This is a genomic window from Neisseria shayeganii (assembly GCF_014054965.1).
Taxonomy (GTDB): domain Bacteria; phylum Pseudomonadota; class Gammaproteobacteria; order Burkholderiales; family Neisseriaceae; genus Eikenella; species Eikenella shayeganii.
Window position 1 is genome coordinate 981,606 of sequence record NZ_CP059567.1, and the last position, 24,779, is coordinate 1,006,384.

General features: G+C 58.3%; 26 protein-coding genes, 1 tRNA gene and 2 pseudogenes. 11 read left to right on the forward strand and 18 right to left on the reverse strand.

What is annotated here, in order from left to right:
• Positions 1-44 precede the first annotated feature (44 nt).
• From H3L94_RS12395 to H3L94_RS04800, 6 genes and pseudogenes are all read right to left on the reverse strand, one after another.
• Positions 45-214 (reverse strand): annotated as a pseudogene (locus H3L94_RS12395) (ATP-dependent exonuclease).
• Between the two features lie 32 nt (positions 215-246).
• Positions 247-1,156 (reverse strand): IS630 family transposase gene (locus tag H3L94_RS12980; RefSeq protein WP_425325931.1). Its coding sequence is split into 2 segments (ribosomal slippage): positions 247-822 and positions 824-1,156, totalling 909 coding nucleotides; the frame shifts between segments, so codons are not numbered across the junction.
• Between the two features lie 90 nt (positions 1,157-1,246).
• Positions 1,247-2,266 carry a lipopolysaccharide heptosyltransferase II gene (gene waaF, locus H3L94_RS04785; protein WP_182123104.1) on the reverse strand — a complete coding sequence of 340 codons (1,020 nt, stop codon included), beginning with the start codon at positions 2,264-2,266 and terminating at the stop codon, positions 1,247-1,249.
• A gap of 82 nt (positions 2,267-2,348) precedes the next feature.
• On the reverse strand, positions 2,349-2,594 hold the full coding sequence (locus tag H3L94_RS04790) for a GlsB/YeaQ/YmgE family stress response membrane protein (protein WP_182122885.1): 246 nt from the start codon (positions 2,592-2,594) through the stop codon (positions 2,349-2,351).
• Between the two features lie 77 nt (positions 2,595-2,671).
• Positions 2,672-3,742 carry a 3-isopropylmalate dehydrogenase gene (gene leuB / locus H3L94_RS04795; RefSeq protein WP_182122886.1) on the reverse strand — a complete coding sequence of 357 codons (1,071 nt, stop codon included), beginning with the start codon at positions 3,740-3,742 and terminating at the stop codon, positions 2,672-2,674.
• A 45-nt stretch (positions 3,743-3,787) separates the two neighbouring features.
• Complete coding sequence (locus tag H3L94_RS04800) at positions 3,788-3,976, reverse strand: zinc-finger domain-containing protein (RefSeq protein WP_182122887.1); 189 nt, start codon at positions 3,974-3,976, stop codon at positions 3,788-3,790.
• Positions 3,977-4,168: 192 nt separating this feature from the next.
• Here H3L94_RS04800 and H3L94_RS04805 point away from each other — a divergent pair, with 192 nt between their 5' ends.
• From H3L94_RS04805 to pyrF, 6 genes are all read left to right on the forward strand, one after another.
• Positions 4,169-4,486 carry a LapA family protein gene (locus tag H3L94_RS04805; protein ID WP_009118130.1) on the forward strand — a complete coding sequence of 106 codons (318 nt, stop codon included), beginning with the start codon at positions 4,169-4,171 and terminating at the stop codon, positions 4,484-4,486.
• 6 nt (positions 4,487-4,492) lie between these two features.
• Positions 4,493-5,668: a lipopolysaccharide assembly protein LapB gene (gene lapB, locus H3L94_RS04810; protein ID WP_009118129.1), complete on the forward strand. Its 1,176-nt coding sequence runs from the start codon at positions 4,493-4,495 to the stop codon at positions 5,666-5,668.
• A 38-nt stretch (positions 5,669-5,706) separates the two neighbouring features.
• Complete coding sequence (locus H3L94_RS04815) at positions 5,707-6,201, forward strand: DMP19 family protein (RefSeq protein ID WP_182122888.1); 495 nt, start codon at positions 5,707-5,709, stop codon at positions 6,199-6,201.
• 19 nt (positions 6,202-6,220) lie between these two features.
• Positions 6,221-6,919: a VIT1/CCC1 transporter family protein gene (locus H3L94_RS04820; RefSeq protein WP_182122889.1), complete on the forward strand. Its 699-nt coding sequence runs from the start codon at positions 6,221-6,223 to the stop codon at positions 6,917-6,919.
• A gap of 67 nt (positions 6,920-6,986) precedes the next feature.
• Positions 6,987-7,142 (forward strand): lipoprotein signal peptidase, encoded by a 156-nt coding sequence (locus tag H3L94_RS12400; RefSeq protein ID WP_244958874.1) that lies wholly within the window; start codon positions 6,987-6,989, stop codon positions 7,140-7,142.
• Between the two features lie 63 nt (positions 7,143-7,205).
• Complete coding sequence (pyrF, locus tag H3L94_RS04825) at positions 7,206-7,940, forward strand: orotidine-5'-phosphate decarboxylase (RefSeq protein ID WP_182122890.1); 735 nt, start codon at positions 7,206-7,208, stop codon at positions 7,938-7,940.
• A gap of 95 nt (positions 7,941-8,035) precedes the next feature.
• Here pyrF and H3L94_RS04830 read toward each other — a convergent pair whose 3' ends face one another.
• The 10 genes from H3L94_RS04830 to H3L94_RS04875 form a co-directional block, all read right to left on the reverse strand.
• Positions 8,036-8,182: a FeoB-associated Cys-rich membrane protein gene (locus H3L94_RS04830; RefSeq protein ID WP_009118125.1), complete on the reverse strand. Its 147-nt coding sequence runs from the start codon at positions 8,180-8,182 to the stop codon at positions 8,036-8,038.
• On the reverse strand, positions 8,182-10,044 hold the full coding sequence (gene feoB, locus H3L94_RS04835) for a ferrous iron transport protein B (protein ID WP_182122891.1): 1,863 nt from the start codon (positions 10,042-10,044) through the stop codon (positions 8,182-8,184). Before feoB ends, H3L94_RS04830 begins: the two co-directional genes overlap by 1 nt.
• 82 nt (positions 10,045-10,126) lie before the next feature.
• A complete protein-coding gene (locus tag H3L94_RS04840; protein WP_182122892.1) occupies positions 10,127-10,393 on the reverse strand; it encodes a FeoA family protein in 267 nt (88 codons plus the stop codon).
• A gap of 361 nt (positions 10,394-10,754) precedes the next feature.
• The gene (gene dsbD, locus H3L94_RS04845; protein ID WP_182122893.1) at positions 10,755-12,554 is read right to left on the reverse strand and encodes a protein-disulfide reductase DsbD; all 1,800 of its coding nucleotides are present in this window, start codon (positions 12,552-12,554) and stop codon (positions 10,755-10,757) included.
• Between the two features lie 248 nt (positions 12,555-12,802).
• Positions 12,803-14,785, reverse strand: coding sequence for a DNA topoisomerase IV subunit B (locus tag H3L94_RS04850; protein WP_182122894.1), 1,983 nt, complete (start codon positions 14,783-14,785; stop codon positions 12,803-12,805).
• Between the two features lie 180 nt (positions 14,786-14,965).
• A complete protein-coding gene (locus H3L94_RS04855) occupies positions 14,966-15,943 on the reverse strand; it encodes a SecDF P1 head subdomain-containing protein (RefSeq protein ID WP_182122895.1) in 978 nt (325 codons plus the stop codon).
• Positions 15,944-16,096: 153 nt separating this feature from the next.
• The gene (locus tag H3L94_RS04860) at positions 16,097-16,678 is read right to left on the reverse strand and encodes a glutathione S-transferase family protein (protein WP_182122896.1); all 582 of its coding nucleotides are present in this window, start codon (positions 16,676-16,678) and stop codon (positions 16,097-16,099) included.
• A gap of 120 nt (positions 16,679-16,798) precedes the next feature.
• On the reverse strand, positions 16,799-17,503 hold the full coding sequence (locus tag H3L94_RS04865) for a helix-turn-helix transcriptional regulator (RefSeq protein WP_182122897.1): 705 nt from the start codon (positions 17,501-17,503) through the stop codon (positions 16,799-16,801).
• 40 nt (positions 17,504-17,543) lie between these two features.
• Complete coding sequence (trpS, locus tag H3L94_RS04870; RefSeq protein ID WP_009117963.1) at positions 17,544-18,554, reverse strand: tryptophan--tRNA ligase; 1,011 nt, start codon at positions 18,552-18,554, stop codon at positions 17,544-17,546.
• 171 nt (positions 18,555-18,725) lie between these two features.
• Positions 18,726-19,739 (reverse strand): PTS sugar transporter subunit IIC, encoded by a 1,014-nt coding sequence (locus H3L94_RS04875; protein WP_182122898.1) that lies wholly within the window; start codon positions 19,737-19,739, stop codon positions 18,726-18,728.
• A 111-nt stretch (positions 19,740-19,850) separates the two neighbouring features.
• Here H3L94_RS04875 and H3L94_RS04880 point away from each other — a divergent pair, with 111 nt between their 5' ends.
• From H3L94_RS04880 to H3L94_RS12405, 3 genes and pseudogenes are all read left to right on the forward strand, one after another.
• Positions 19,851-20,306, forward strand: coding sequence for a GNAT family N-acetyltransferase (locus H3L94_RS04880; protein ID WP_182122899.1), 456 nt, complete (start codon positions 19,851-19,853; stop codon positions 20,304-20,306).
• Between the two features lie 202 nt (positions 20,307-20,508).
• Complete coding sequence (locus H3L94_RS04885; protein ID WP_182122900.1) at positions 20,509-20,973, forward strand: prokaryotic membrane lipolipid attachment site family protein; 465 nt, start codon at positions 20,509-20,511, stop codon at positions 20,971-20,973.
• A 97-nt stretch (positions 20,974-21,070) separates the two neighbouring features.
• A pseudogene (locus tag H3L94_RS12405) lies at positions 21,071-21,282 on the forward strand (ATP-dependent exonuclease).
• On the opposite strand, the gene H3L94_RS04890 reads toward H3L94_RS12405, so the two are convergent.
• Complete coding sequence (locus H3L94_RS04890) at positions 21,252-23,297, reverse strand: LysM peptidoglycan-binding domain-containing protein (RefSeq protein ID WP_182122901.1); 2,046 nt, start codon at positions 23,295-23,297, stop codon at positions 21,252-21,254. The pseudogene H3L94_RS12405 and the gene H3L94_RS04890 sit on opposite strands and share 31 nt — an antisense overlap.
• 233 nt (positions 23,298-23,530) lie before the next feature.
• On the opposite strand from H3L94_RS04890, the gene H3L94_RS04895 reads away from it, so the two are divergent.
• Complete coding sequence (locus H3L94_RS04895; protein ID WP_182122902.1) at positions 23,531-24,211, forward strand: class I SAM-dependent methyltransferase; 681 nt, start codon at positions 23,531-23,533, stop codon at positions 24,209-24,211.
• A gap of 55 nt (positions 24,212-24,266) precedes the next feature.
• A tRNA-Ser gene (locus tag H3L94_RS04900) sits at positions 24,267-24,357 on the forward strand.
• An 81-nt stretch (positions 24,358-24,438) separates the two neighbouring features.
• Here H3L94_RS04900 and H3L94_RS04905 read toward each other — a convergent pair.
• Positions 24,439-24,777, reverse strand: coding sequence for a phage tail protein (locus tag H3L94_RS04905; protein ID WP_182122903.1), 339 nt, complete (start codon positions 24,775-24,777; stop codon positions 24,439-24,441).
• Positions 24,778-24,779: the final 2 nt, after the last annotated feature.

Below are 24,779 nucleotides of genomic sequence, written 5' to 3' on the forward strand. Positions count from 1 at the left end.
GTGTATTGGCATGCTTGAAAAGCCACAGGCTACCTGAAAATGTTTCAGGTAGCCTGTGGCCTTTGCAAAACCCCCAGATGTGGATGCAGTTCAAGGCGTAGCAGCGCAGCAAGTGTGAACGTCAGGAATCCCTGTGAGACAGACATATCACACGATAGGCAAGTGAGCGAACAGCACACAACGCAGAAATGCGCCGCAGATGGGGGTTGCAAATGTCTCAGCCTGTGGCTTTAGAGCAATTTCGATTTAATTCATTACATACCCAGCTGATTTGAAGTAATTGGCACACTCTTGAGCCGAGAACAAATCAACCAGCTGCCCCATGCGCTGCCACAGCGCACCCACCGTGCGCTCGCCCGCCCTGCGCAGCAGCGCCTTGAACTTGGCAAACAGCTTCTCGATGGGGTTCAAATCCGGCGAGTACGGCGGCAGATAGCGAATGCTGGCGCCCACGCCTTCGATGGCTTCTCGCACGCCCGCCACTTTGTGGCTGGAGAGGTTGTCGGCAATGACGATGTCGCCAGGGCGAAGTGTCGGGCACCGAAAGGTTTTGACCCACGCCAGAAACACGGCGCCATTGATGGGGCCATCGGTCACCATGGGGGCCGTCAGTGCATCACAGCGCAAGGCGGCAATGAAGGTGCTGGTCTTCCAGTGCCCATGCGGGGCGCGCCCGCGCAGCGGCGTCATGCAGGTGCTGCTCCAGGTCTCGTCCAGAAATACCAGGCGCCTGGCATCGAGCCGGGCCTGCTGCTGTATCCAGCTCGCCCGTGCCTGCTGCACGTCTTCACGTTCCTGCTCGCTGGCGTGCAGCGTTTTTTTTGAAGCTCAGCCGCCATTTGTTGAGCTGGTGCCACAAGGCCGAGGGTTTGATGCTGATGCCATGCTCGCCCAAACGCTCGCACATTTGCACCAAGGTCAGATCGGGATCGGCCTTGATCCAGTCGCGGATCATGCCCTCTACTGGCGCCAGTCGGGAGATGCGCTTGCCGCCTTGCTGCCTGCTGCTGCGCTCGCCTTCTTTTTCGAAGCGATCACGCACCCGATATACCCACATGCGGCTGACTTCATAACGACGGGCAATGGCGCTGGGGCGCTCTCCGCGCTCCAGCGCTCCCAGTACTCGATCTCGCAGGTCTTGCGAATAGGCGCGCATCTCATGCTCCGGCTGCCAGAAAAAACCTATTATGTAACGTTTTTAGTCGAAGTTGCTCTAGTCATCAGTATGTTTCACGATCCATAGGATTTAAACCGGCCGGCGCACGTTTTCGGCGGCCTCATATACCCGCTGCGGGTCCAATTGTTGGAGGCAGTGGGTGTGGCCGAGCGGGCATTCGCGCTTAAAGCAGGGGCTGCAGTCCAAGTTTAGGCTCACCACGGCAGCGCGGGGGCTGAGCGGCGGGGTGTGGTCGGGGCTGGACGAGCCGTACACCGCGGCCAACGGCCGGCCGAGCGCGGCGGCCAAATGCATGAGGCCGCTGTCGTTGCACACCACCAGATCGGCCAAGGAGAGCAGGTCGATGGCTTCGGCCAGGCTGGTGCGGCCGCACAAATTGGTGCAGAGGCTTCCTGAAAGGCAGTTGATTTCGTCGGCAACGGCTTGGTCTTTGGCCGAGCCGAACAGCCAAATTTGATAACCTTCCGCTGCATAGCGGCGGGCCAATTCGGCAAAATGCGCCGCCGGCCAGCGTTTGGCCGGGCCGTATTCGGCGCCGGGGCAGAAAGCGGCAATCGGGCGGGCGGTGTTCAGCCCGTGCACCTGCAGGGCGGCTTGTTGGCCGACGGGCGTGATGTTGAGCTGCGGGGTGTCGGAATGGCCGTCGAAATCGGCCTGGCTGGGGTGGGCGAGGGCGGTGTAACGGTCCACCATCAGGGGCAGGGCGGCTTTGTCGAGTTTGCGGATGTCGTTGAGCAGCGGATAGCGGCTCTCGCCCACATAGCCCGTGCGCAGAGGGATGCCGCTGGCGCGGGCAATCAGGGCGGACTTGAACGAACCGGGCAATACGATGACTTGGTCGTAACCCTGCCGGCCCAAGGTTTTGCCCAAGCGCCAGCGTTCGCGCAGACGCAAAGCGCCATGGCCGAAAGGGTTTTCCAGCACGCGGCGGATTTCCGGCATGCGTTCGAAAACGGCCATCGACCATTTGGGCGCCAGCGCATCGATGGTGCAGCCGGGGTGGAGTTGGTGCAACCGGCGGTAAAGCGGCTGCGTCATGACGCAGTCGCCGATCCAGGAAGGCGTGATGATGAGGATGTGGCGGGACATGAGACGGCGGGGAATGGCGGTAAGTAAAGGCATCAGGCTACCTGAAAGGGTTTCAGGTAGCCTGATGATTTAGGAGGCAGATTTATTTGCTTTTGATTTTGGTGTAAGCAAACAGCAGGATCACCGCCATGATCACGGAGGCGATGAAGCCGGCACCCTCGTCAGGCGCATACCAGCCCAGCTGCTGGCCGACAAAGGCGGCGCCTACCGAGCCGAGAATGCCCAAAACGGTGGTGGCGATGAAACCGAAGTTCTCTTTGCCCGGATGCAGAAACTTGGCCAATACGCCAATCACGAAGCCGATGATGACCGACCAAATAATGCCCATATGGTTTTCCTTTTCTGTAAATGGATGTGTGGAACGCCTCAAGTAGGGACGTTTGCGCAGAATTCAAGAGGCGGTGTTCACAATGCGGCCAAAACGGCATCGCCCATTTCGGAGCACGATACCCGGCGGCAGCCTTCTTCGAAAATGTCGCCAGTGCGGTAGCCCTGTTCCAACACTTTCTGCACGGCCTGTTCCACTTGGGTGGCGCGGGCTTCGTCGTTGAGGCTGTAACGCAAGAGCATGGCCAGGGAAAGGATGGTGGCCAGCGGATTGGCTTTGTTTTGACCGGCGATGTCGGGTGCGGAGCCGTGCGAAGGCTCGTAAAGGCCTTTGCCGGTTTCATTGAGCGAGGCCGAGGGCAGCATGCCGATGGAGCCGGTGAGCATGGAGGCTTGGTCGCTGAGGATGTCGCCGAAAATATTGCCGGTGGCGATCACGTCAAACTGTTTGGGCGCGCGCACCAGCTGCATGGCGGCGTTGTCCACATACATATGGGAGAGGGTAACGTCCGGGTAGTCTCGGCCCACCTCGGTGAAAACCTCTTTCCACAGCTCGGTGGTTTCCAACACATTGGCTTTGTCCACCGAACACAGTTTTTTGTTGCGTTTTTGCGCCGCTTCAAAAGAAACTTTGGCGATGCGGCGGATTTCGGCTTCGCTGTAGCGCATGGTGTTGAAGCCTTCGCGCTCGCCGTTTTCCAGCGTGCGGATGCCGCGCGGTTCGCCGAAGTAGATGTCGCCGGTCAGTTCGCGCACGATCAGGATATCCAAGCCCGCTACCACTTCGGGCTTGAGGGTGGAGGCGTTGGCCAGCTCTTTGTAGAGCACGGCGGGGCGCAGGTTGGCAAATAGGTTCAAATCTTTGCGGATGGCCAACAGGCCGCGCTCGGGGCGCAGCGGGCGGTCCAGATTATCGTATTGCGGGCCGCCCACGGCGCCGAGCAGCACGGCATCGGCGGCGCGGCACAGCTTTTGGGTGAATTCGGGGTAGGGGTGGCCGTATTCGTCGTAGGCTGCGCCGCCCAAAGGGGCGTAGTCGTAACGGGCGTCCAGGCCGTCGGCAATCAGTTTGTCGAGCACGCGCACGGCTTGGGCGATGATTTCGGGGCCGATGCCGTCGCCGGGCAAAATGGCGATGTGTCGGGTCATGGGCAAACTCCTTTGTGGGTTGGCTTGAGGTCGGCGAAAGGCAGCTTAATGGTGGCCTTTGATTTCGCCGTTCAATTGATAGACCGTGCCGCAGTAGGGACATTCGATGCTGCTGTTGGATTCGATCGGCAGGAATACGCGTGGGTGGCCGTTCCAGGGTTGGCCGGTGGGGCCGCTGCAATGCAGGGGCAGATCGTGCGGGGTGAGGATGACGGGTTCGCTTTGCGGATTCATGGCGTGTCCTTATGTCAGGGTGTGGTTTGGCACAGGCTGAAAATAAGCGGCGGATTATACCGCCTGCTATGGGCGGCGGGTAGTCTTTCGGCTCACCTAGGCAGGCGGAGGCGGGCTACCTGAAAACCGCCAAATCGTTTACACTTCGGCGTTTTCCAGACTAGCCTTATCCGCACGGGAAGGGACGGACTCATGAAACTGATTGCCTTGCTTGTTAAGATACTGATTCTGCTGTTTTTCATTGTATTGGCCGTATTCAACACTCATAGCGTGCCGTTCAGCTGGCTGCCGGGCAGCCAAATTACGCTGCCGCTGATTGTGCTGTTGCTGGCGTTTTTCGTCATCGGCGCTCTGTTCGGCGTGTTGGCCATGTTCGGCCGTCTGCTGACCTTGCGAAATGAAAACAACCGCCTGCGCGCGGAGGTAAAGAAAAACGCCCGCGTGGCCCGCGAAGAAATCACACCGCCTGCGGTGCCGGCGGCAAGCGCGCACCCGGTGGTGAAGGAATAAGCACCCATGGACGGCAATATCTGGTGGTGGCTGACGCCGATTATCCTGCTGCCCGTTTTCTTCGCCATGGGCTGGTTTGCAGCGCGGGTGGACATGAAAGCGGTGTTGAAGCAGGCCAAATCGGTGCCGGCCGGCTTTTATGCCGGCTTGGACGCTTTGGTGGACCGCAATACCGGCAAGGCCGCCCGAAATCTGGCTGAGGCCATCGAGGCGAGGCCGGGGGCGGATTCTTACGAAATGAGTCTGACTTTGGGCAAGCTCTACCGCCAGCGCGGCGAAAACGACAAAGCCATCCAGCTGCACCAGTCTTTACTCGATATGCCCGATACTGTGGGCGAAAAGCGCGAACAGGTTTTGTTCGAGCTCGGCCAAAACTACCAAAGCGCCGGCTTGGTGGACCGCGCCGAGCAGATTTTCATCGGCCTGCGGGAAGGCAATATGGCCAAGCAGGCGCATCAGGTATTGCTCAATATTTACCAGCAGGACCGCGATTGGGAAGAAGCCATCCGTACCGCCCAGCTGCTCAGCCACGACGAGCAGACCTATCAGTTTGAAATCGCCCAGTTTTACTGCGAGTTGGCGCAAGCGGCGCTGTTTAAATCCGATTTCGAAGAGGCGCGCGGCCATGTGGCCAACGCCTTGAATGCCAATAAGAAATGCACCCGCGCCAATATGATTTTGGGCGACATCGAGCAGAAACAGGGCAATTACGCCGCCGCCGTGGCCGCTTACAGCGCCATCGAAAAACAAAACCACGCTTATCTGAGCATGGTGGGCGAGCGTCTGTATGACGCCTACGAAGCGCAGGGCAAGGCCGAGGAAGGGCTGGCGGTGCTCACGGGCTACCTGAAAACCTTCCCCCAACTCGATTTGATCAATGTGGTGTACGAAAAAGCCCTGCTGCTGCACGGCGAAGACCAAGCCGCCGCGCTGGCGGTGGAACTGGTGCGCCAGAAGCCCGATTTGGGCGGTGTTTACCGTCTGCTCGGCCTCACCCTCTCCGGTCTCACCCCCAGCTGGCGGGCGGATGCCGACATGATGCGCGGCGTGGTCGGCCGCCAGCTGCAAAAAGCCGTGATGTACCGTTGCCGCCACTGCCATTTCAAATCGCAGGTGTTTTTCTGGCACTGCCCCGCCTGCAACAAATGGGAAACCTTCACCCCCAATAAAATCGAAGTCTGACCGCCCCTCAGGCTACCTGAAACCGATTTGGCCCCCTTATGAACACATCCCTGAACTCCAAACAACTCTACCATCTGCTCGATTATTCTCTGCTGCGTCTGGCCGAACTCGACGAGCAGACCGCCGCCGCCTACAACGATGCCGAAAACACTTTATTGGCCTATCTGTTTATGGATCAGCACATGGAAGCCGGCGGTTTGGTTTACCTGATTGCGGCCGGTAACGGCGGCTATGTGTTGGACAACCCGCTGGCCGACAGCCTACGCCGCTGGGGCATCAAAACCACGCCCAAAATTTTGGATAAAGCGCGGACGCTGTATCAAAAGCACGGTGCGGAAATCGAGCGCTTGGCCGAAGCGGGCGAAGACCTAGACAGCCTGCGCCGCCGCTTCAACGATTTTGAAGAGCTGGATGCCGAGTATTACGAAATCTGCGAAGACGATTTTCCCCTGGTGAGCGCCTATGTGCGCGACCATCCGCAAGATTTCCCCGCTTTGCTGGCCGAAAGCGCCGCCGCCAAACAGGCTACCTGAAAACCGAAAGGGGAGCGTCGTGAGCCGCAGCCACCATGCCGAACCGCATTACAGCAGCCGCAACAGCTGGCTGCGCGCGGTGGTGCTGGGCGCCAACGACGGTTTGATTTCCACCGCCAGCCTGCTCATGGGCGTGGCCGCCGCCGCGCCCGACAGCCGCTTTCTGCTCTTGTCGGGCATTGCCGCCTGGGTGGGCGGCGCGGTGTCGATGTCGGCCGGAGAATATGTTTCCGTTTCCAGCCAGGCCGATACCGAACGGGCCGACTTGCAACAGGAAGCCCGCGAGCTGGCGCAAAATCCGCAAGCCGAACTGGCCGAATTGGCCGCCATCTACCGCAGCCGCGGCCTGGATGAAAAACTGGCCTTTCAGGTAGCCCAAGCACTCACGGAACACAATGCTTTGGACGCCCACGCCCGCGATGAAATCGGCCTCAGCGATGCGGCGCAGGCCAAACCGCTGCAGGCGGCTTGGACTTCGGCGCTGGCTTTTTCCGCCGGCGCCTTGCCGCCGCTGCTGGTGGTGGCGGGCATGCCGGAAAGTGGGCGTCTGCCTGCGCTGGCAGCGGCCACCTTGCTCGGTTTGGGTGTATTGGGCGCGGTGTCGGCCAAATTGGGCGGCGCGCCTGCGTGGCCGGCGGTGCGGCGCATCACGGGATGGGGCGTGGCCGCTTTGGCGCTGAGTGCCATGATCGGCAAACTGGCCGGCGTGGCCGTATGAATGGTTGCCGGGGCCTCAAGCAGAGCAAAGCCGTTTGCGCTCACTGAGACCTTAGCAAACCCCCCATCTGCGGCGCATTTCCGCGTTGTGTGCTGCTCGCTCGCTTGCCTATCTATATGATATGTCTTTCCCACAGGGATTCCTGACATTCACGCTCGCTGTGCTGCTACGCCTTGAACTGCATCCATATCTGGGGGTTTTGCTAAGGTCTCAGGCTACCTGAAAGCAAACGGCCTTTTATTGAATACCTTATTCATTCCGCTTCCATAGATTAGGAGAACCGAAGATGAACCCCCTGCTCACTGATTATCCGCTTTCCTCTGCCCGCACGCCGGTAATTGTGGCGCTGGACTTTGCCAACGAGGCCGATACCTTGGCTTTCGTGCGCCGTCTCAGCCCCGATCTGTGCCAGCTGAAAATCGGAAAAGAGCTGTTTACCGCCACCGGCCGCCGCCTGGCCGAACAGCTGATTCAGCAGGGTTTCAAACTGTTTCTCGATTTGAAATACCACGACATCCCCAACACCGTGGCGCAGGCTTGCAAGGTGGCGGCGGAAATGGGCGTGTGGATGGTGGACATGCACGCTTCAGGCGGCCGCCGCATGATGGAGGCTGCCGCCGAAGCAGTGGCCAATTATGCAAGCAAACCGCTCTTGATCGGCGTCACCGTGCTCACCAGCATGGAAGCGGCCGATTTGGCCGAGCTGGGCTGGCCGTTGCCGGTTGAGGAGTGCGTGCTGCGGTGGGCCGGCTTGGCGCAGCAATCGGGTTTGGACGGCGTGGTCTGCTCCGCCCACGAAGCGGCTGCCTTGCGCCAAAGCTTGGGCGGCGATTTCGTGTTGGTGACGCCCGGCATCCGTTTGGACACCGCTGCCAAGCAAGACGACCAACGTCGCATCATGACCCCGCAACAGGCGCTGGCCGCCGGCTCCAGCTATTTGGTGATGGGCCGCCCGATTACCCGCGCCGCCGATCCGCTGGCGGTGTTGCAGGAAATCAACCGTCAGGCCGCCGGCCAATAAGGTTCGGCACCAATAGAACAGCCCCGCTGCCAAAGGCATCGGGGCTGTTTTTATAGGCGTCTTAGGCTACCTGAAAACAGAAATCCATCTATTTTCTAATGACAGCCGCCTTTGCGGCCGCCGCAGCGGTCGCAGCCGCCGCAAGCCGAATTGCCGCCCGATTTCGGTTTGAAAACAAACTTGCGGAGCAGGTAGCCCGCGCTCAGCAGCACGATGATGCCGACAATAATCATTTGTTCCATCAGACTAACCTCGAAGTAATTTGATACACCACAAAAGCCGCGGCATAAGCCAGTGCAAACAGATAAGCGGTAATCAGCAAGGTATGCTTGGCCGATTTGGTTTCCCGCTTGATCACCGCCAGCGTGGCCATGCACATCGGGGCATACACATACCAAGCCAGGAAAGCAAAGGCCGTGGGCAGGCCCCAGCCGCCGGATACCACCGGAATCAGGGCGTTCTGCACCGCTTCTTCCGAATCGGCACCCACCGCGTACACGGTGCCCAGCGCCGCCACCACCACTTCACGGGCCGCCAGGCCGGGAATCATGGCAATGCACATTTCCCAAGTGAAGCCCAAGGGCGCAAACAAGGGTTGAATCAAATGGCCGAGTTGGCCGGCGAAACTGTGGTCGATGGCAGCACCCGTTGCTCCCTCCGGCGCGGCGGGGAAACTCACTAACACCCACAACACCACGCTGATGGCGAAAATCACCGTACCGGCGCGTTTCAGGAAGGCAGAAACGCGCTCCCACAAGCTGGTCACAATGTGTTTGAAATTGGGCATACGGAAGGTAGGCAGCTCCATCAGCAGCGGGAATTGCTGTACCTTGCCGCGGCGGGTGGCCAGCAGCTTCATCACATAGGCCACCAAACCGGCCGACAGAATCGCCACCGCATACAGGCCGAACAGGGTCAGCCCTTGCAGGTTGAATACGCCCCACACGGTTTGCTGCGGAATCACGGCCGCAATAATCAGCGCATACACCGGCAGGCGGGCCGAGCAGGTGAGCATGGGTGCGATGGCGATGGTTACCAGCCGTTCGCGCGGATCATGAATGGTGCGCGCCGACATCACCGCCGGCACCGCGCAGGCAAAACTGGATAACAGCGGGATGAAAGAGCGACCAGACAGCCCGCTTTTGGCGAGCAGATTGTCGAGCAGAAAGGCCGCACGCGGCAGGTAGCCCGAATCTTCCAACAGCAGGATGAAGGCGAACAGAATGGTGATCTGCGGCAGAAACACCAACACACTGCCGATGCCGGCGATCACGCCGTTGACCAGCAAATCCTGCAAAATGCCCGGCGGCAGGGTGGCCGCCACCCACTCGCCTAAGGTGCCGAAGCCCTCTTCAATCCAGCCCATCAGCGGTTCCGACCACGAGTACACGGCTTGAAACACCAACAGCAGCACGGCCATTAAGATGAGTACGCCCCAAAACGGATGCAGCACGATGCTGTCCAAGCGACGGTGCCAAGCAGGCAGCTTCATTTCGCTGCGCACCACTTGCGCCAAAATGCTTTCCACCTCGGCGTACAGCGCAGCGCTGTCCAGCGCTTCCAAATCGCGCTCCGCAGCGGCGGGGTCGAATGTTTGCGTGTGTTTGCGCGGCAATTTGGCCACTGCCTCGCGCACGGTCTGAATGCTTTCGCGGCGCACGGCGGCGGTTTCCAATACCGGTATGCCGAGCAGCCCGCTCAGTTTGGCCGCATCAATTTCCAGGCCGCGGGCGCGGGCGACATCGCTCATGTTTAAGGAAACCGCCATCGGTATGCCCAGCGTTTTCAACTCCAAAATCATGCGCAGCGTCATGCGCAGATTGGTGGCGTCGGCCACCGCGATGATGGCGTCGGGCACTTGGCCGTATTTGCCCAGTACCATATCGCGGGTCACGTTTTCATCCGGGCTGGTGGTGCGCAGACTGTAGGTGCCGGGCAGGTCGATGATGTGAATGTTGCTGTCGTCGATAAACACGCCTTCGCGTTTGTCCACCGTCACCCCGGGGTAATTGGCCACTTTGGCATTCGAGCCGGTGAGGCCGTTAAACAGCACGGTTTTGCCGCAGTTGGGCGCACCGACCAAAGCGTAGTAACTGAAATCCATTCCTGTGTTCCTTTGTGGGGCGGCAGGCTACCTGAAAGGCAGGCTGCCGGAAAAAACGTTTTGATGAATACTTACGGCCGGCTCAGCTATCGCCGGTGCAGCACAGTATCTTCTGCGCTTCGGCCTGGCGCAGGGAAAACTGGGATTGGTTGCCCAGCCGCACCGCATAAGGCCCTTTGCCGAGCAGGCCGACGGAAATCAGGGTGAGCGGCATGCCGTTGGAAAAACCCAAATCGGCCAAACGGCGGCTGACCACGGCATCCAATTCGCCGAAAGCGGGATTGGGCACAATGGCATCGATCTGCACGGATGCGCCTTTTGGCAGGCGGGAGAGGGGAAGAACAGGCATAACGATCACCTTGTAGAACTTATATTGTAAAGAAAAATATTGTATTTTAATGTCTTAGCTGTATGTTGCCGTCAGCAACAGGCTACCTGAAACCGGGATAAGAAACGCAGTCAAACCAGTCGGCATGCAAGAAATATGCAATAAAGAGAATTAGAGTGGTTCTTATTTACTCATAAATATGATAATGGTTTCCCGGCAAGCAAGCAATTTGGCGGCAGGCGGTATGGGGAAGAATCTGAGGCTTGTTTGAGCAAACGCAAAATTTCAAGATATTTTGGGTCAACGTAGATGCCAAGGGCGAAAAAACGGCACAAGGTGCGCTCCTTGTGCCGTAAACATATGGGTGGGGATGACCGCAGGCTTATTGCTGCCTGGCTCGATACCAGCGGATAAATTCCTCCGGTGCGGCAAAACCGATTAATACATCGCTGCGCCGCCCGTCGGGATAAATCACCAATAGGCCGGGCGGCCCCACCAAACCGTATTCTTTCAACATCGCCTGATGCGCGGCCGTGTTGTCGGTGAGGTCGATTTGGAAGAGGCGCTCTAACGGCACGGCGGTTTGCACTTCGGGCTGGTTGAAGGTTTTGGCTTCCATTTCTTTGCAGCTCACACACCAGTCGGCATAAAAATCGAGTAACACCGGCTTGCCGTCGGCCAGCGTTTCGCGCATGGCCGCTGCCAGCTGATCCGGTTCGCTAAAGATGCGGTGCGGCAGCTGGTCGGCCGCGGTTTTAGGCGGAAACAGGGTCAGGGCGTGGTGGAGGAAAGTGGGCTGCATACGGCCGCTTTGTACCGCAAAAAACACACCCAAGGTCAGCAGGGCCGCGCCCAAGCCGAGCGCCACCGGTTTCACGGCCGGCACTTGCCGGCGCCAGCGGGCCAGCAGCAGGCCGCCGGGAATCACCAACAGCAGCGAATAGAGTACCGCCACCAGCGGATAAGGCAAAAACGGTGTCGCCAGATAAACGGCAACGGCCAGCAAAATCACGCCGAAGGCATATTTGATGCCGTTCATCCAGTCGTCCGCACGCGGCAGAATGTGGCCGCCGAAGGTGCCCACCAGCATCAGCGGCACACCGGTGCCCAGAGCCAGGCTGTACAAAGCCAGCCCGCCGAGTGCGGCGTCGCCGGTTTGGCCGATATAGCCCAAGGCCACCGCCAGCGGCGGCGCCACGCAGGGGCCAACGATCAGTGCCGACAGCATGCCCATAACAAACACCGACGCTGCTTTGCCACCCGATAATTTATTGCTCTGGTTTTGGAAATAGCTTTGCAGACGGCTCGGCAGTTGGATGGTGAAGACGTCAAACATGCCCAAGGCCAGCACCACCATCAAAGCCGCTGCCGACAGCACCACCCACGGCTGCTGCAGCCACACGGTGAGCAGGGCGCCGGTGAGGCCGGCCGCCACGCCGACCAAGGTATAAGTGAGGGCCAAACCCTGTACATAAATAAACGACAGCAGGAAGCCGCGGCCTTTGGAAGCGCTGCGGTCGCCGACGATGATGCCCGATACGATGGGCAGTAGCGGATACATACAGGCGGTAAAGCTCAAGCCGATGCCGAAAACAAAAAACGCCAATAAATTGGCGCCGAGCGTGTCTCGCGAAAGGGAAAACGGGCTTTTCTCCGCAGGCACGGCGGAAGGCGCCGGCGTCAGGGCAGGGCGGCTGTCGGGGGCGAAGCGCTGGTTGCCGCCGGCGGGTGCCGCGGTGTCACCGTACACGCCTTCACCCTGAATATCAAAAGTTTTGCTGACCGGCGGGTAGCAGACGCCCACATCGGCGCAACCCTGATAGTGCAGGGTGAGGCGGTAGGTGGCGGGCGGCGTGCCCGTGTAATCCACCCAGCTTTGCGCTTGGCGGTAGAACACCGTCTGCTTGCCGAAAAACTCGTCTTCTTTTTCCTGACCGCCCTCAAAACGCGGGGCGGACAACAAGCCGGCCGGCTCGGTTTCGGCTTCGATTTTGGCCTGATACAAATAATAACCCTCGGCAATTTGGAAATTCAGCTCCAAATGGTCGGCATTGGCAAACACCGTGGGGCGGAAGGCCTGATCGGCAGGCAGCAGCTCGGAGGCATCCACCGCGTGGGCGGTGTGAAAGGCCGAACAGAGGCAAAGCAGGAACAGAAACGGTTTGAAGATTTTGGTGAACATCAGGCTACCTGAAAACGAAACGGCCGTTAAAAGCAAACGGCGGCGATTATACGGAAAACACCCCGCGCCGTGGCCGGCGGTCGGGTAAAAGCGGGCAAAAACCCCTATTTGAGTGGAGTTGCTGCTTGGACGGTAAGCATACGGGTTTTCTGACACAAGCTTCTTATTTCAGTGGATCAACCAATGGCTACCTGAAAACAAAAGGCACGGTTTCCCCATGTTTCCAGCATCTTTCAGGTAGCCTACCATCAGATATCCACCCGCACCGTATCGCCCTCGGCCTCCATCCACGCGCGGCGGCTGGCGGCTTCGCCTTTGCCCATCAGTTTGACGAAGATGCTGTGGGTGTGTTCGTGCGCCGTTTCGGGAATCTGCACCTGCAACAGGCGGCGGGTGTCGGGGTGCATGGTGGTGTCTTTGAGCTGGTCGGGGTTCATTTCGCCCAAGCCTTTGAAGCGGCTGATGGAATAGGCGGTTTCTTTCACGCCTTCTTTTTGCAGCCGCTCCAAAATGCCGTCCAACTCGCCCTGATCGAGTGCGTAGAATTTGCGTGCGGGTTTGCTTTTGCCTTGCGCGTTCACGTCCACGCGGAACAGCGGCGGCTGGGCGACATAGATGTGGCCGTCTGAAACCAGTTTGGGGAAGTGGCGGTAAAACAGGGTGAGCAGCAGCACTTGGATGTGCGAGCCGTCCACATCGGCATCGGAAAGGATGGCGATTTTGCCGTAGCGCAGGCCGCTTAAATCGGGGTTGTCGTTCGCGCCGTGCGGGTCAACGCCGATGGCGACGGCGATGTCGTGGATTTCGGCATTGCCGAACAGTTGGTCTGGATGCACTTCAAAGCTGTTCAACACTTTGCCGCGCAAGGGCAAAATGGCTTGGGTGGCTTTGTCGCGCGCGAGTTTGGCCGAACCGCCCGCCGAGTCGCCCTCTACTAAGAAGAGTTCGTTTTCGCGGATGTCTTCGCTTTCGCAATCGGTGAGCTTGCCGGGCAGCACGGCCACGCCGCTGCCTTTTTTCTTCTCGATTTTTTTCACCGAACGCATCCGCGCCTGCGCCTGCTTGATGGCGAGTTCGGCAATTTTTTTACCGGCTTCGACGTTTTGGTTGAGCCACAATTCCAGCGGGTCGCCCGACACGGCGGCGACGAGCTTGAGCGCGTCGCGGTTGGTGAGTTTGTCTTTGGTTTGGCCTTGGAATTGCGGGTCGAGCACGCGGGCGGATAACACGAATGCCACGCGGCCGAACACGTCGTCGCTCTGCACTTTCACGCCGCGCGGTAGCAGGTTGTGGTGGTTGATGAAGTTGTTCACCGCTTGGAACACGGCTTGTTTCAAACCGGCTTCGTGCGTGCCGCCGAGCGGGGTGGGAATCAGGTTGACATAGCTTTCGCTGTTGCACGAACCTTCCTCCAGCCAAGTGAGCGCAAACGCCGCGCCTTCGCCCGCGCTGAAATCGCTGTCGTGGCCGTCTGAAAGATAGTTTTCCGAAGCGAACACCGGCACGGCTTCCTGCGCCTCGCTGATTAAGTCGAGCAGATAGCTTTTCAGGCCGTTGGGGTAATGCCATGTCTGCATGTGCGGCTCGGGTTGGCCTTTGACGGGACGGGTGAGCGACACGGTAACGCCCGGCAGCAGCACGGCTTTGGCGCGCAACAGGCGCTCCAGCTCGGCGATGCTGTATTGCGGGCTTTCAAAATATTTGCCGTCCGGCCACACGCGCACTTCGGTGCCGCTGTCTTTCACCGCACATTTGCCGACTTCGGCCAGCGGCTCCACCACCGCGCCGCCCGCAAACACGATGCGGTGGATTTTGCCTTCGCGCTTCACGGTCACTTCGAGCCGTTTGGACAGCGCGTTGGTAACCGACACGCCCACCCCGTGCAGGCCGCCGGAAAAGGCATAGGCGCCGTCGCCGCTTTTCTTGTTGAACTTGCCGCCCGCATGCAACTGGGTGAACACCAGCTCCACCACCGGCAAACCTTCCACCGGATGCAGCCCCACCGGAATGCCGCGCCCGTTGTCGCGCACGGAAAGCGAGCCGTCTTCATGGATTTCCACTTTGATTTCATCGGCAAAACCGCCGAGCGCTTCGTCGGCGGCGTTGTCGATCACTTCTTGGCAGATGTGGGTGGGGCTGTCGGTGCGGGTGTACATGCCCGGCCGTTCTTTTACCGGCTCCAAGCCTTTGAGGACGGTGATGCTGGATTCGCTGTATTGGGGTGTGGTCATGAGGGTTGATACGGTCAATTTGGTTGGCGCTTTTCAGCTGTTGGAGGAAGGCTACCTGAAAACAGATGTTTCAATTGAAATCGGTCGCGATTCTAACATGGAGCAAAAGCGTTTCAGAGTGTCTGAAAGTGCTTTCGGCTAGGCCGTTTTGGTCCTTATGAGTGAGCAATATCTCCTGAATCAAGGGTGACGTTTCAATTGCCACAAAAGATGTTCCACTTGTTCTTCAAAATGAAATAAGTCGATATACAGGGTTTTTCCGCCGACTCGGGGAATGGTGTGCCCGGTCAGGCGGTTTTCTTTATCCAATAAATAAAATGTTGTTTCGGGCAGCCGGCTCCATCTTTGGGCAGCCTCCTCTTTCAAGACGATCACCGCTTCATAATAATCAGGCGAAAGCGATTGCATTCTGCCGGTGCTGGGTCGGCGGCTGATGATCAAGCTTTCCGCGTCATCTTGGCTGAAACGCCAAGCAGGATGCGTCCACGCTTGAATCTGTCCGGCCGCTTGCAGGGGAAAGCTAGCCAGTGTGACGGTGTTGAAGTTTTCAGGTAGCCTGCCATGTTCATGCAGCAGGCGGATTTCCAAATGATTTTTAAGATGGGCCGCAAAATTTTCAGCATCTTGCAGGGTGGTTAAGCCGCTGGAGATGCGTAAACGCCCACCATTGATTTCGGTTTGGATAATCGGTGCGCTGAACAGCAAGCCTGAGAAGTGGTCCATTAAGGCAATACGGGAGCCGAGATGGGTACGGGTAAATTGTGCAAACGGCTCGACGGCCGTTTCTTGCAGATGAACATCTACGGCAAATTCCCTACCATCAAATTCGGGCTTCACTGAAGCAATGTCTTGCTCCGAAAAAAATACCTGATCGCTGATATGAACCGTTTCCGTCCGGGAGGGCTGGGGCTGGGTGTCATCCGCATAGGAAAGATTTCGGATTCGGTAATGCTGCCTTTCGGCAGGGGGAATATCGTGTTCTGAAAATATCAGATGCTCGATTTGAAAACTTAATTGTTGCGCCGGAACGGTTGCGATGATTTCGGCATGTAATGGTTTGACCAGCAGCAACAGACCCGCCAGCAAATACCCTTGGTTTCTTGCCGCCCGCCATTTTTTCTTTGCGGCATAAGAACGGGAAACGGCAAAAAATTTCATAGGACGCTTTCGGAAAAGACGGATGACGGCAGATGTCTAAATTGAAATCGGGCGGGATTCTAACACGATTCAAATCCGCCCTCAGGCTACCTGAAAACAAAAAACGCTTTCAGGTAGCCTGAAAGCGTTGTCAAGGTTAGGGGCTGCCGATGGTCAACAGACAGCGGCGGGGCGGGCGCGGTGAAGGGCGATATAGCGGGTGAATACGGGATCGGCGGGCAGGACGCCGGTGCCGTTGAGCATCCAATCCAAGAGGCCGGTGCAATAGAGGTCGAGCGCGGTAAAGTGGTGGCCGACCATATGGTTGCGGCCGGTAAGATGTTCGCGCAAGGTGTGGACGGCAGTGTCGAAGTCGCCGTAGCCGATGGCGCGGCGGATGTTGGCATCGTTTTCCAAGCCGCGCCTTTTGTCCACGCCGGCATACTCGAGATGGATGAGGAAAAACAGCCAGCGGTAATACTGGCCGCGCGCTTCGCTGCCGGCGGCGGGAATCAGCTTTTTGTCGGGAAACTGTTCGGCCAGATAGCTAAGAATGGCGGCAGTTTCGGTGAGCACTGCACCTTTGTGCTTCAGGGCGGGCACTTTGCCCATGGGGTTGACGGCAAGATAATCGGCAGATTTGACGCTGTCGTAAGACAACACCACGGTATCGTAATCGGCGCCGCATTCTTCAAGCATCCACAAAACTGTGCTGCCGCGCGATTGGGGGGCGGTGTAAAGGACGAGGTCTTTCATGTTTTTCTCCAAACGGTGAATCGGTAGGGAGAGTGTACGCGCGGGCGGTGTCAGTTTTTGTCAGCAGGTTTTCAGGTAGCCTGATGGCCTGTGCTGCAATCAGTCGGGAGGGCGTTTACGCTAAAAGCCGAAGGGCGCAAGGTCGATGTCTTCCTGCCGCCGCCATTCCTGCAGCAAGAGCATGCGCGGGGTGGGATAGAGCGTGCCGATGACGGGATTGGCGATACGGTCGGGGCGGAAATGGCGGAAATCCTGCCGCAATTCGCACCAGGCCGATACCAGCCGGGCGCTGTCGAAATAGCCGACGGAAAACGGCCACACGGTGCGGCGGCTCGGGCGGCCTTGGGCGTCGGTGTAGTCGAATTCGAGTTTGCGGTTGCCGCGGATGGCGGCGCGCACAGTGTTGAGAACATGCTGCTCGTGTTCGCTGTATTCCGTATGGGCGCTGACGGGAAACAGGGCCTGGCTGTCCAACACATGCGCCATGTTTTCGGGCAATACGGATTGGACTTTCGCCAATACGGATTGGGCATCCTGCGCCAGTGTGTGGTCGGTATAGGCCAACACCCAGCGCATGCCGAGCACCAGTGCTTCGATTTCGTTTTCGTTAAAGGCAAGCGGCGGCAGCAGAAAATCTTTGTGCAACACAAAACCCACACCCGCCTCGCCGCGGATGTCGGCGCCCTGGCGGCACAGGGTGTCGATGTCGCGATAGACGGTGCGCACGCTCACGCCAAGCGTGTGCGCCAATGTTTCGGCGGTAACGGGAAGACGGTGGTTGCGCAGCAGTTGCAGCAGGTTGAGCAGGCGTTCGGAGCGGGTCATGGCAAAAAAGCGGCGGGCTACCTGAAAGCCCGCCGGCGTGTTATGTCAAGGCGCGGATGCCGACGGCGGCGCGCACTTTGTCCAGCAGCGGACGGGCCTCGCGGCGGGCTTTGGCCGCACCGGCTTGCAGAATCTCCTCGATGCGGTCGGGGCGGGCGGTCAGCTCCTGATAGCGTTCGCGCGGCTCGGCCAGCTCTTGGTTGATTTTGGCGGCCAGCATTTTTTTGGCCTCGCCCCACGCCAGGCCCTCGGCCAGCATTTGGGTGAAGGCGGCGCTTTCTTCGGCGCTGGCGAAGGCTTGGTAGATCTCGAACAGCGGGCTTTCGCCGGGGAATTTGGCCTCGCCGGGCTCTTTGAGGTTGGTGATGATTTTGTTCACCGATTTCTGGGTTTTCTTGTCGTTTTCCCACAGCGGGATGGTGTTGCCGTAGCTTTTGCTCATTTTGCGGCCGTCGAGGCCGACCAGGGTTTCCACCTGATCGTCGATTTTCGCTTCGGGCAGGGTGAACAGCTCTTCGAAGCGGTGGTTGAAACGGCCGGCGATGTCGCGCGCCATTTCGACGTGCTGGATTTGGTCGCGCCCCACGGGCACATCGTGGGCGTTGAACATGAGGATGTCGGCCGTCATCAGAATGGGGTAGCTATAGAGGCCCATTTCGATTTGGTGGTCTTGGTCTTCCTGGCCTTTGTCGAGGTTGTCCTGCACGGCGGCTTTGTAGGCGTGGGCGCGGTTCATCAGGCCTTTGGCGGTAATGCAGGTGAGAATCCAGTTGAGTTCCAGAATTTCGGGGATGTCGCTTTGGCGGTAGAAGGTGGTGCGCTCGGGATCAAGGCCGCAGGCGAGCCAGGTGGCGGCCACGGCTTGGGTGGATTCGTGAATCAGGGCCGGGTCGTGGCATTTGATGATGCCGTGGTAGTCGGCCAGAAACAGGAAGGATTCGGTGTCGTCGCTTCGGCTGGCGCGGATGGCGGGGCGGATGGCACCGACGTAGTTGCCCAAGTGGGGGATGCCGGTGGTGGTAACGCCGGTGAGAACGCGTTTGGTGCTCATAAAGTCTTTCGGAATAAGCAAAATGGAAGGCAAACGGTTTTCAGGTAGCCTAAAGGCTACCTGAAACGGGGCGGTATTATAACGGAGAATAAGGCTTTAAGGCGTGTTGTCGCAAAGCTTGCGTGGCGGTTTCGAATGCCGATACCGCCGCAGCACTTGCTGGCGGCGCGCCTAAACATCGAGTTTCAAATCGCCGTCTTTGATCCAGCCCTTTTTGCGCATCGGCCAAGCGATGGCGAGCGTGAGCAGGGCGGGCAGCACGAAGTGCAGCAGCACGATGCCGGCCCACACCAGAGGCGCATGGCCCATGGCGTTGAGGGTGCCGACCTGGCCCACCAAACCGCTGGTGCCCATGCCGGCGCCGGAGGGAATATTGGCCATTTGGAAGCCTAAAGTGGCCAGCGGGGCCAACAGGGCGCCGGCCAGGGTGGGCGGAATCCAGATTTTCGGGTTTTTCATGATATTGGGCATCTGCAGCATACTGGTGCCCAAACCCTGGCTGAGCAGGCCGGCCCAACGGTTTTCTTTAAAGCCCATCACGGCAAAGCCCACCATCTGCGCACAGCAGCCCACGGTGGCGGCGCCGGCAGCCAGCCCGCTGAGCGAGAGCGAAATGGCAATCGCGGCGCTGGAAATCGGCAGGGTGAGAATCAGCCCCATCAAAACGGCCACCACAATGCTCATCAAAAACGGCTGCAACTCCACCGCCCACATAATCAGGGCGCCGGTTTGCGTCATCAGTGCAGAGACGGCGGGGCCGACAAATTGGGCGACGGCGATGCCGGCCAGCAGGGTAACGGCCGGGGTGACGATGATGTCTATCGGTGTGGTTTTGCTGAGCAGTTTGCCGGTTTCCGCTCCGGCGGCAGCGGCCAGAAAACAGCCCACCGGCCCGCCCAAAGCGGCACCGGCGGTGCCGGTGGCCACGCTGGCGAGCAAAACCAGCGGCGGGGCTTTCAGGGCATAAGCCACGCCGGCCCCGATGGCCGCACCCATCGCCCCCTGCGCCTGGGTGCCGACTTCCACCAGCCACGGCAACCCGGCCCAGCCGCCGACGGTTTTTAAAATTAATCCAACAATCAGGGAGCTGAACAGGCCCAAGGCCATGAAGTTGAGCGCATCCACGCCGTAGCGGCGTAAGCTGAATTCGATATTGCGGGCAGCCAAAAAGGCTTTTACACTCATGATTTGCCTTTCTCCGGCTGAGCCGGACAGGATTCCATACCATCGGGCTACCTGAAACGGCGGCAGCATGATGCCGCTTTTCAGGTAGCCCGCACAAAAACGGAGACAACCATGACCGGTTTGGTCTATACCGCCATCGATAACGAACAGGATTTGATGGCGGCCGAAAACCAGATACGGGAATTTTTCCCGATCCATCAAAATTTTCGGCCGCATTTTCACACTTTTGACGGCTACTTCGAGCAAATGCAGCGGGTGATGGCCGATCGCGCCCGCCTGCTGCTGGTGCGCGATGCGGCTGCCCGCCCGGTCGGGTTGGCACTATACCGTATGCACCACAATACCTACCAGCACAAACTATTCTTTTTAGAAGATTTGGTGGTGGCGGAAAACCGCCGCGGCGGGCAAATCGGCGCGCAGATTCTGCACTATTGCGAAGATTTGGCCCGCCAACACGGCTGCCGCCATGTGTCTTTGGATTCCGGCACGTTCCGTACGCGGGCACACAAGTTTTATTATGTCCACGGTTATGTGGCGGACTGTTTCCATTTCTCCAAAGCCGTGTAAGCGTGTGTTCGCTCCGGCAGGCGGCCAAGCAAAAATTTGACGGTACAGATGCAGATTGTCGGCCGCCTGCGTTGCCAGCGGCGGAAGAAAATCCGCCACTTTGCTCAAAAACTGGCAAATTGCGTAGAATTTGTTTACACTTGCCGCCCAGGGCTCCTGCAATGGGCCCGTCCTTAATCCAATACCTTATCCCAACACCATCATGAAAAAATACCTTCCCCTCTTATTGGTGGCCGCCGTTTTGAGCGGCTGTGACACATGGTCATTACCAAAAGCTGGCGGCAGCCGTACTCAACAGCACAGTGCCGGCTACACTTTAGCGCCCACGCATTGGAGCGATGTTTCCAAAATCCGCAACGAAGCCACCCGTTTGGGCTATGAAGTCAGCCGCGGCCGAATAACCAAGGCGCAAGCGGCGCAACAGCTCAACCGCTTCCGCATCAATTTGGTGGGCCGCAATATGGTGGATGACGATATGTATGAAATTTATCTGCGCTCCGCCGTACAAAGCCAGCAAGGCAGAATCACTTCCGCACAATCCAAAACATTTGTGCAAAATGCCCTGCGCGGTTGGCAGCAGCGTTGGCCGAATATGCAAAACAAACCCACCAACCCGGCATTTACCAACTTCCTGATGGAAGTGATGGGCATGGAGCCTTTGAAATAAAGCACCGCGCCAAACTTGATTCACCAAAGCAAAGGCTATCTGAAACCGTTTCAGGTAGCCTTTGCTTTGGTCAGGCCGGATAAGCGGGCTGAGACCTTTGCAAAACCCCCATCTGCGGCGCATTTCTGCGTTGTGCGTTTATGCCTTATGGGTACTGCTCGCTCGCTTGCCTATCTCCATGATATGTCTTTCCCACAGGGATTCCTTACGTTCACGCTCGCTGTGCTGCTACGCCTTGAACTGCATCCACATCTGGGGGTTTTGCAAAGGTCTCAGGCTTATGCGCCGGTGGTCACGCGCAGTTTCTGACCGGGGCGGACGGTGTTGTTGCGCAGATTGTTGGCGCGTTTCAGATCGTTTACCGAAACATTGTGGCGGCGAGCGATGGATTGCAGGGTATCGCCGCTGCGTACGGTATAAGATGTTTGACGCTGACGGCTGTTTGCATTGCGGTTGTTTGCCGCCTGGCGGGAAGCGCCATTGTTGCGGGCCGACTGGGCTTGGCCGTTGCCGGCCACTTTCAGCACTTGTCCCGTGCGGATGCTGTTGCCGTTTAAGCGGTTCAGCTGGCGCAGTTCGGCGGTGCTGATGTGGTAGCGGCGGGCGATCGAATGCAAGGTATCGCCGGATGCCACACGGTGGGTGGCGGCGGCTTGCTGGCGGGCCTGACGGTTCGGTTGCGCTTCTTGACGGGTTTGACGTTCGGCAGCGGCACGCGCGGCGGCCTGACGGCGGTTTTCTTCAGCGCCGCTTTGCGCCAAGGAAGCCTGCACCAAGGCGGCGGCATCCGCCGGTGCCGGATTGGAAGCAGCCGAGGTATTCGCCAAAGCCATCAAAGGATCAGGCTCCTGACCGGCCGTGCTATCCGCCGCCCACGTTGCTTGAGCTTGAGGCGCTTCTTGGCGGGTGGTTTGGATAATGGCATTGGCCGGCGCAGCCACTTGATTCTCCACCGCAGCCTGCTGAATCACGGGGCGGGCGGTCTCCATGCGCTCCGGACGGGCAGCAACCACTGTGGCCAACGGTGCAGCCGGGCGTGTTTCTACTACCGGGCGGGACGGCGCAGCATCGGCACGGGCTACCTGAATGCGGTTGCTGCTCGATGGTGCGGTCATAGGTTCGGCTGCGGCGGTTTGGCGGATCAGGCCGCCGAGCGGATCGTCTGCTCCGCTGTCGCTCACCAAGCGGGCGGCGGTGCTGGTGTTTCTGGCCACCAAGATCCGGCTGCCGGCGCGCACATTGTTGCGGCTCAAGCCGTTGGTGCGGCGTAAATCCGATATGCTCATGCCGGTGCGGTCGGCAATATCGCTTAGGGTGGTATGGCCGTCGGTGTGCAGGATATCGTAAGAGAGCAGGGCCTCGTTGGGCGCGCTGCGCAGGTTTTGTTCGAAAGCGTTTACTGCGCCGACGGGCAACAGCAGTTTGCGGCGGCCGTTTTCGGGCAGGAAGACCGGCACTTTGGCACTGGGGTTAAGGGCCTCGAATTCGGCGTGGCTGATGTTGGCCAAGCGGGTGATGGCGTTGATGTCCATCGGGTTGCTGACGGTTACCGCTTGGAAATAAGGTTTGTTTTCGATGTGGGAAAGGGTAAGGCCGAAACCTTGCGGGTTGTTCACCAGATTACGCACGGCCAACAGTTTGGGCACGTAATTGCGGGTTTCGTTGGGCATGCGCAGGTTTTCATATACCGGCTCCAAGCCCTGGCTGCGGGCACGGTTGATGGCGCGGCTGACGTTGCCTTCGCCCCAGTTGTAGGCGGCCAAAGCCAGAGACCAGTCGCCGAACATGCGGTGGAGGTATTCCAAATAATTCAATGCGGCATTGGTTGAGGCGTCGATATCGTGGCGGGCGTCATACAGATTATTCTGTGCCAAACCGTATTGGCGGCCGGTGGCCGGCATAAACTGCCACAAGCCGGAAGCGCCCACGTGCGAGCGGGCTTTGGTAACGAAGGCGCTTTCAATAAACGGCAGCAAGGCGATTTCCGCCGGCATATTGCGCTTTTCCACTTCCGACAGAATGTGGTAAAGATAAGGGCGGCTGCGTTCGATGGTGCGGTTGAAATAGGCGCTGCGGGTGGCGAAATAGTTTTCGTGCCGGCGGACGATTTCCGGGTTCACTTCGCTCATGCGGAAGTCGCGCCGCATACGGCTCCATAAATTATTGTGGCTGAGCTCCGCTCCTGCCGTCTGGCTGCGCAAAGCCGAGGCATTCAGGTTCATCATGGCGGAAGCGATTTTTTCGGGGGAGTGAGTTTGGGAAACGGCGGTGGCCGGCAGACCGAGGCCCAATAAAGCCAAGGTTAGAAGTTTGAGTTGGGTCATGAGGTTTTCTTTAAATACAGCCAATACAGCGAAACAGCAGATGCTTGCCGCAAACCGCAGAGATGGAGTTGTACGGCGGAAGGCTACCTGAAAAACGGCAGCATTCAGTATCTTGAATAAAATCTGCGGGATAGTACTTCTTCTAGAATAAAGGTGTCAAGCCGAAGTAGGACGTTTAGGCGGGATTTACGCATAATAGCCATATGATAAATCAGGAAAAGGCAGAATGGCCCATGAAATCGGAACATGAGTTGGCACGATGGCTGCATCAGGATGGCTTGGGCCGTTATGCAGCTGCCGCCGAAAGGGATTTTTTCCACGCCCAATGGCCGCATTGCCAAGGCAAACTCAGCGTTGCCTTGACGCTGAGCGCCGTTAAGGAGTGGTGGCCGGCAGAGGCTTGCCGCGTTGCCCCCCAGGAGAATGATGGGCATATTGTTGCCGCACTGCCCCAGCTGCCTTTTGCCGATCATTCCATCTATATCTTGTTCTTGCCCCATGGTTTGGATTTATATCGGGAACACGATATTCTACTGGCGGAGTGCTTCCGGGTCTTGCAACCCTATGGCCAGTTGTTGCTCAGCGGCTTTAATCCTTATTCTTTGTGGCGTTTCGGTCGGACCAAGCCACTGTTTCGAGAAGCGCTTTCTCTGTCACAAACCAAGCGTTTGCTGCAATCTGCAGGCTTTTCCCTAAGTACGGGCCGCTTTATGTTATACGTGCCGCCGGTGGAACATCATCACCATTGGCGTTTTATGGAGCACGCAGGCAACCGTTGGTGGCCGCACGCTGCTGCAATTTACGGTTTGACTGCGACAAAATTGATCGCCCCGTTGACTCCCGCCAGTCGGGAAAATATGCAGACAATTGAAGGAATAAACTGGCCTTCGGTTGGATGTACGGCAAAATCCTGATAGAACGGTTGCCAGCAGGTACCAATCTCATTATAATCGCGGCCCTTACCTCAACGGAGAGGTGGATGAGTGGTTGAAGTCGCACGCCTGGAAAGCGTGTATACGTGAATAGCGTATCGAGGGTTCGAATCCCTTCCTCTCCGCCAGATAAAAGAATGAGCCCCTTGAAATTCAAGGGGTTTTTCTTTTTCTGCTGCAAAATTTATACCTAAAATTATACCTATTCATCAAGCGCGGACTTCACGGAACGAACAACGCACCTGCCAATAGTCGCCTTCTATGTGCTCGGTTTCCAGTTCGTCTGCAACCACCAGGACGCTTTTGCCAAAGGGATTTTGCCAGCGGAAAGAGTGAACGCTGCGGTGTTCGTCGAGAAATTCTTTCACGTCCTGAATGACGTTCAGGTCTGCCTTCAGGCTGACGTCCCAGGTATTCAACGGTGCAGCCAGGCCGATCTGCTGCCGCTGCTCGTAGCCGTCTCCGAATTTTACCACCCGGATTTCGTATTTGGTTTTCCCTCTCGGCTTGTAGGCCACGTCCCAAGTAAATGTCTTTTTGTCCGTCATAC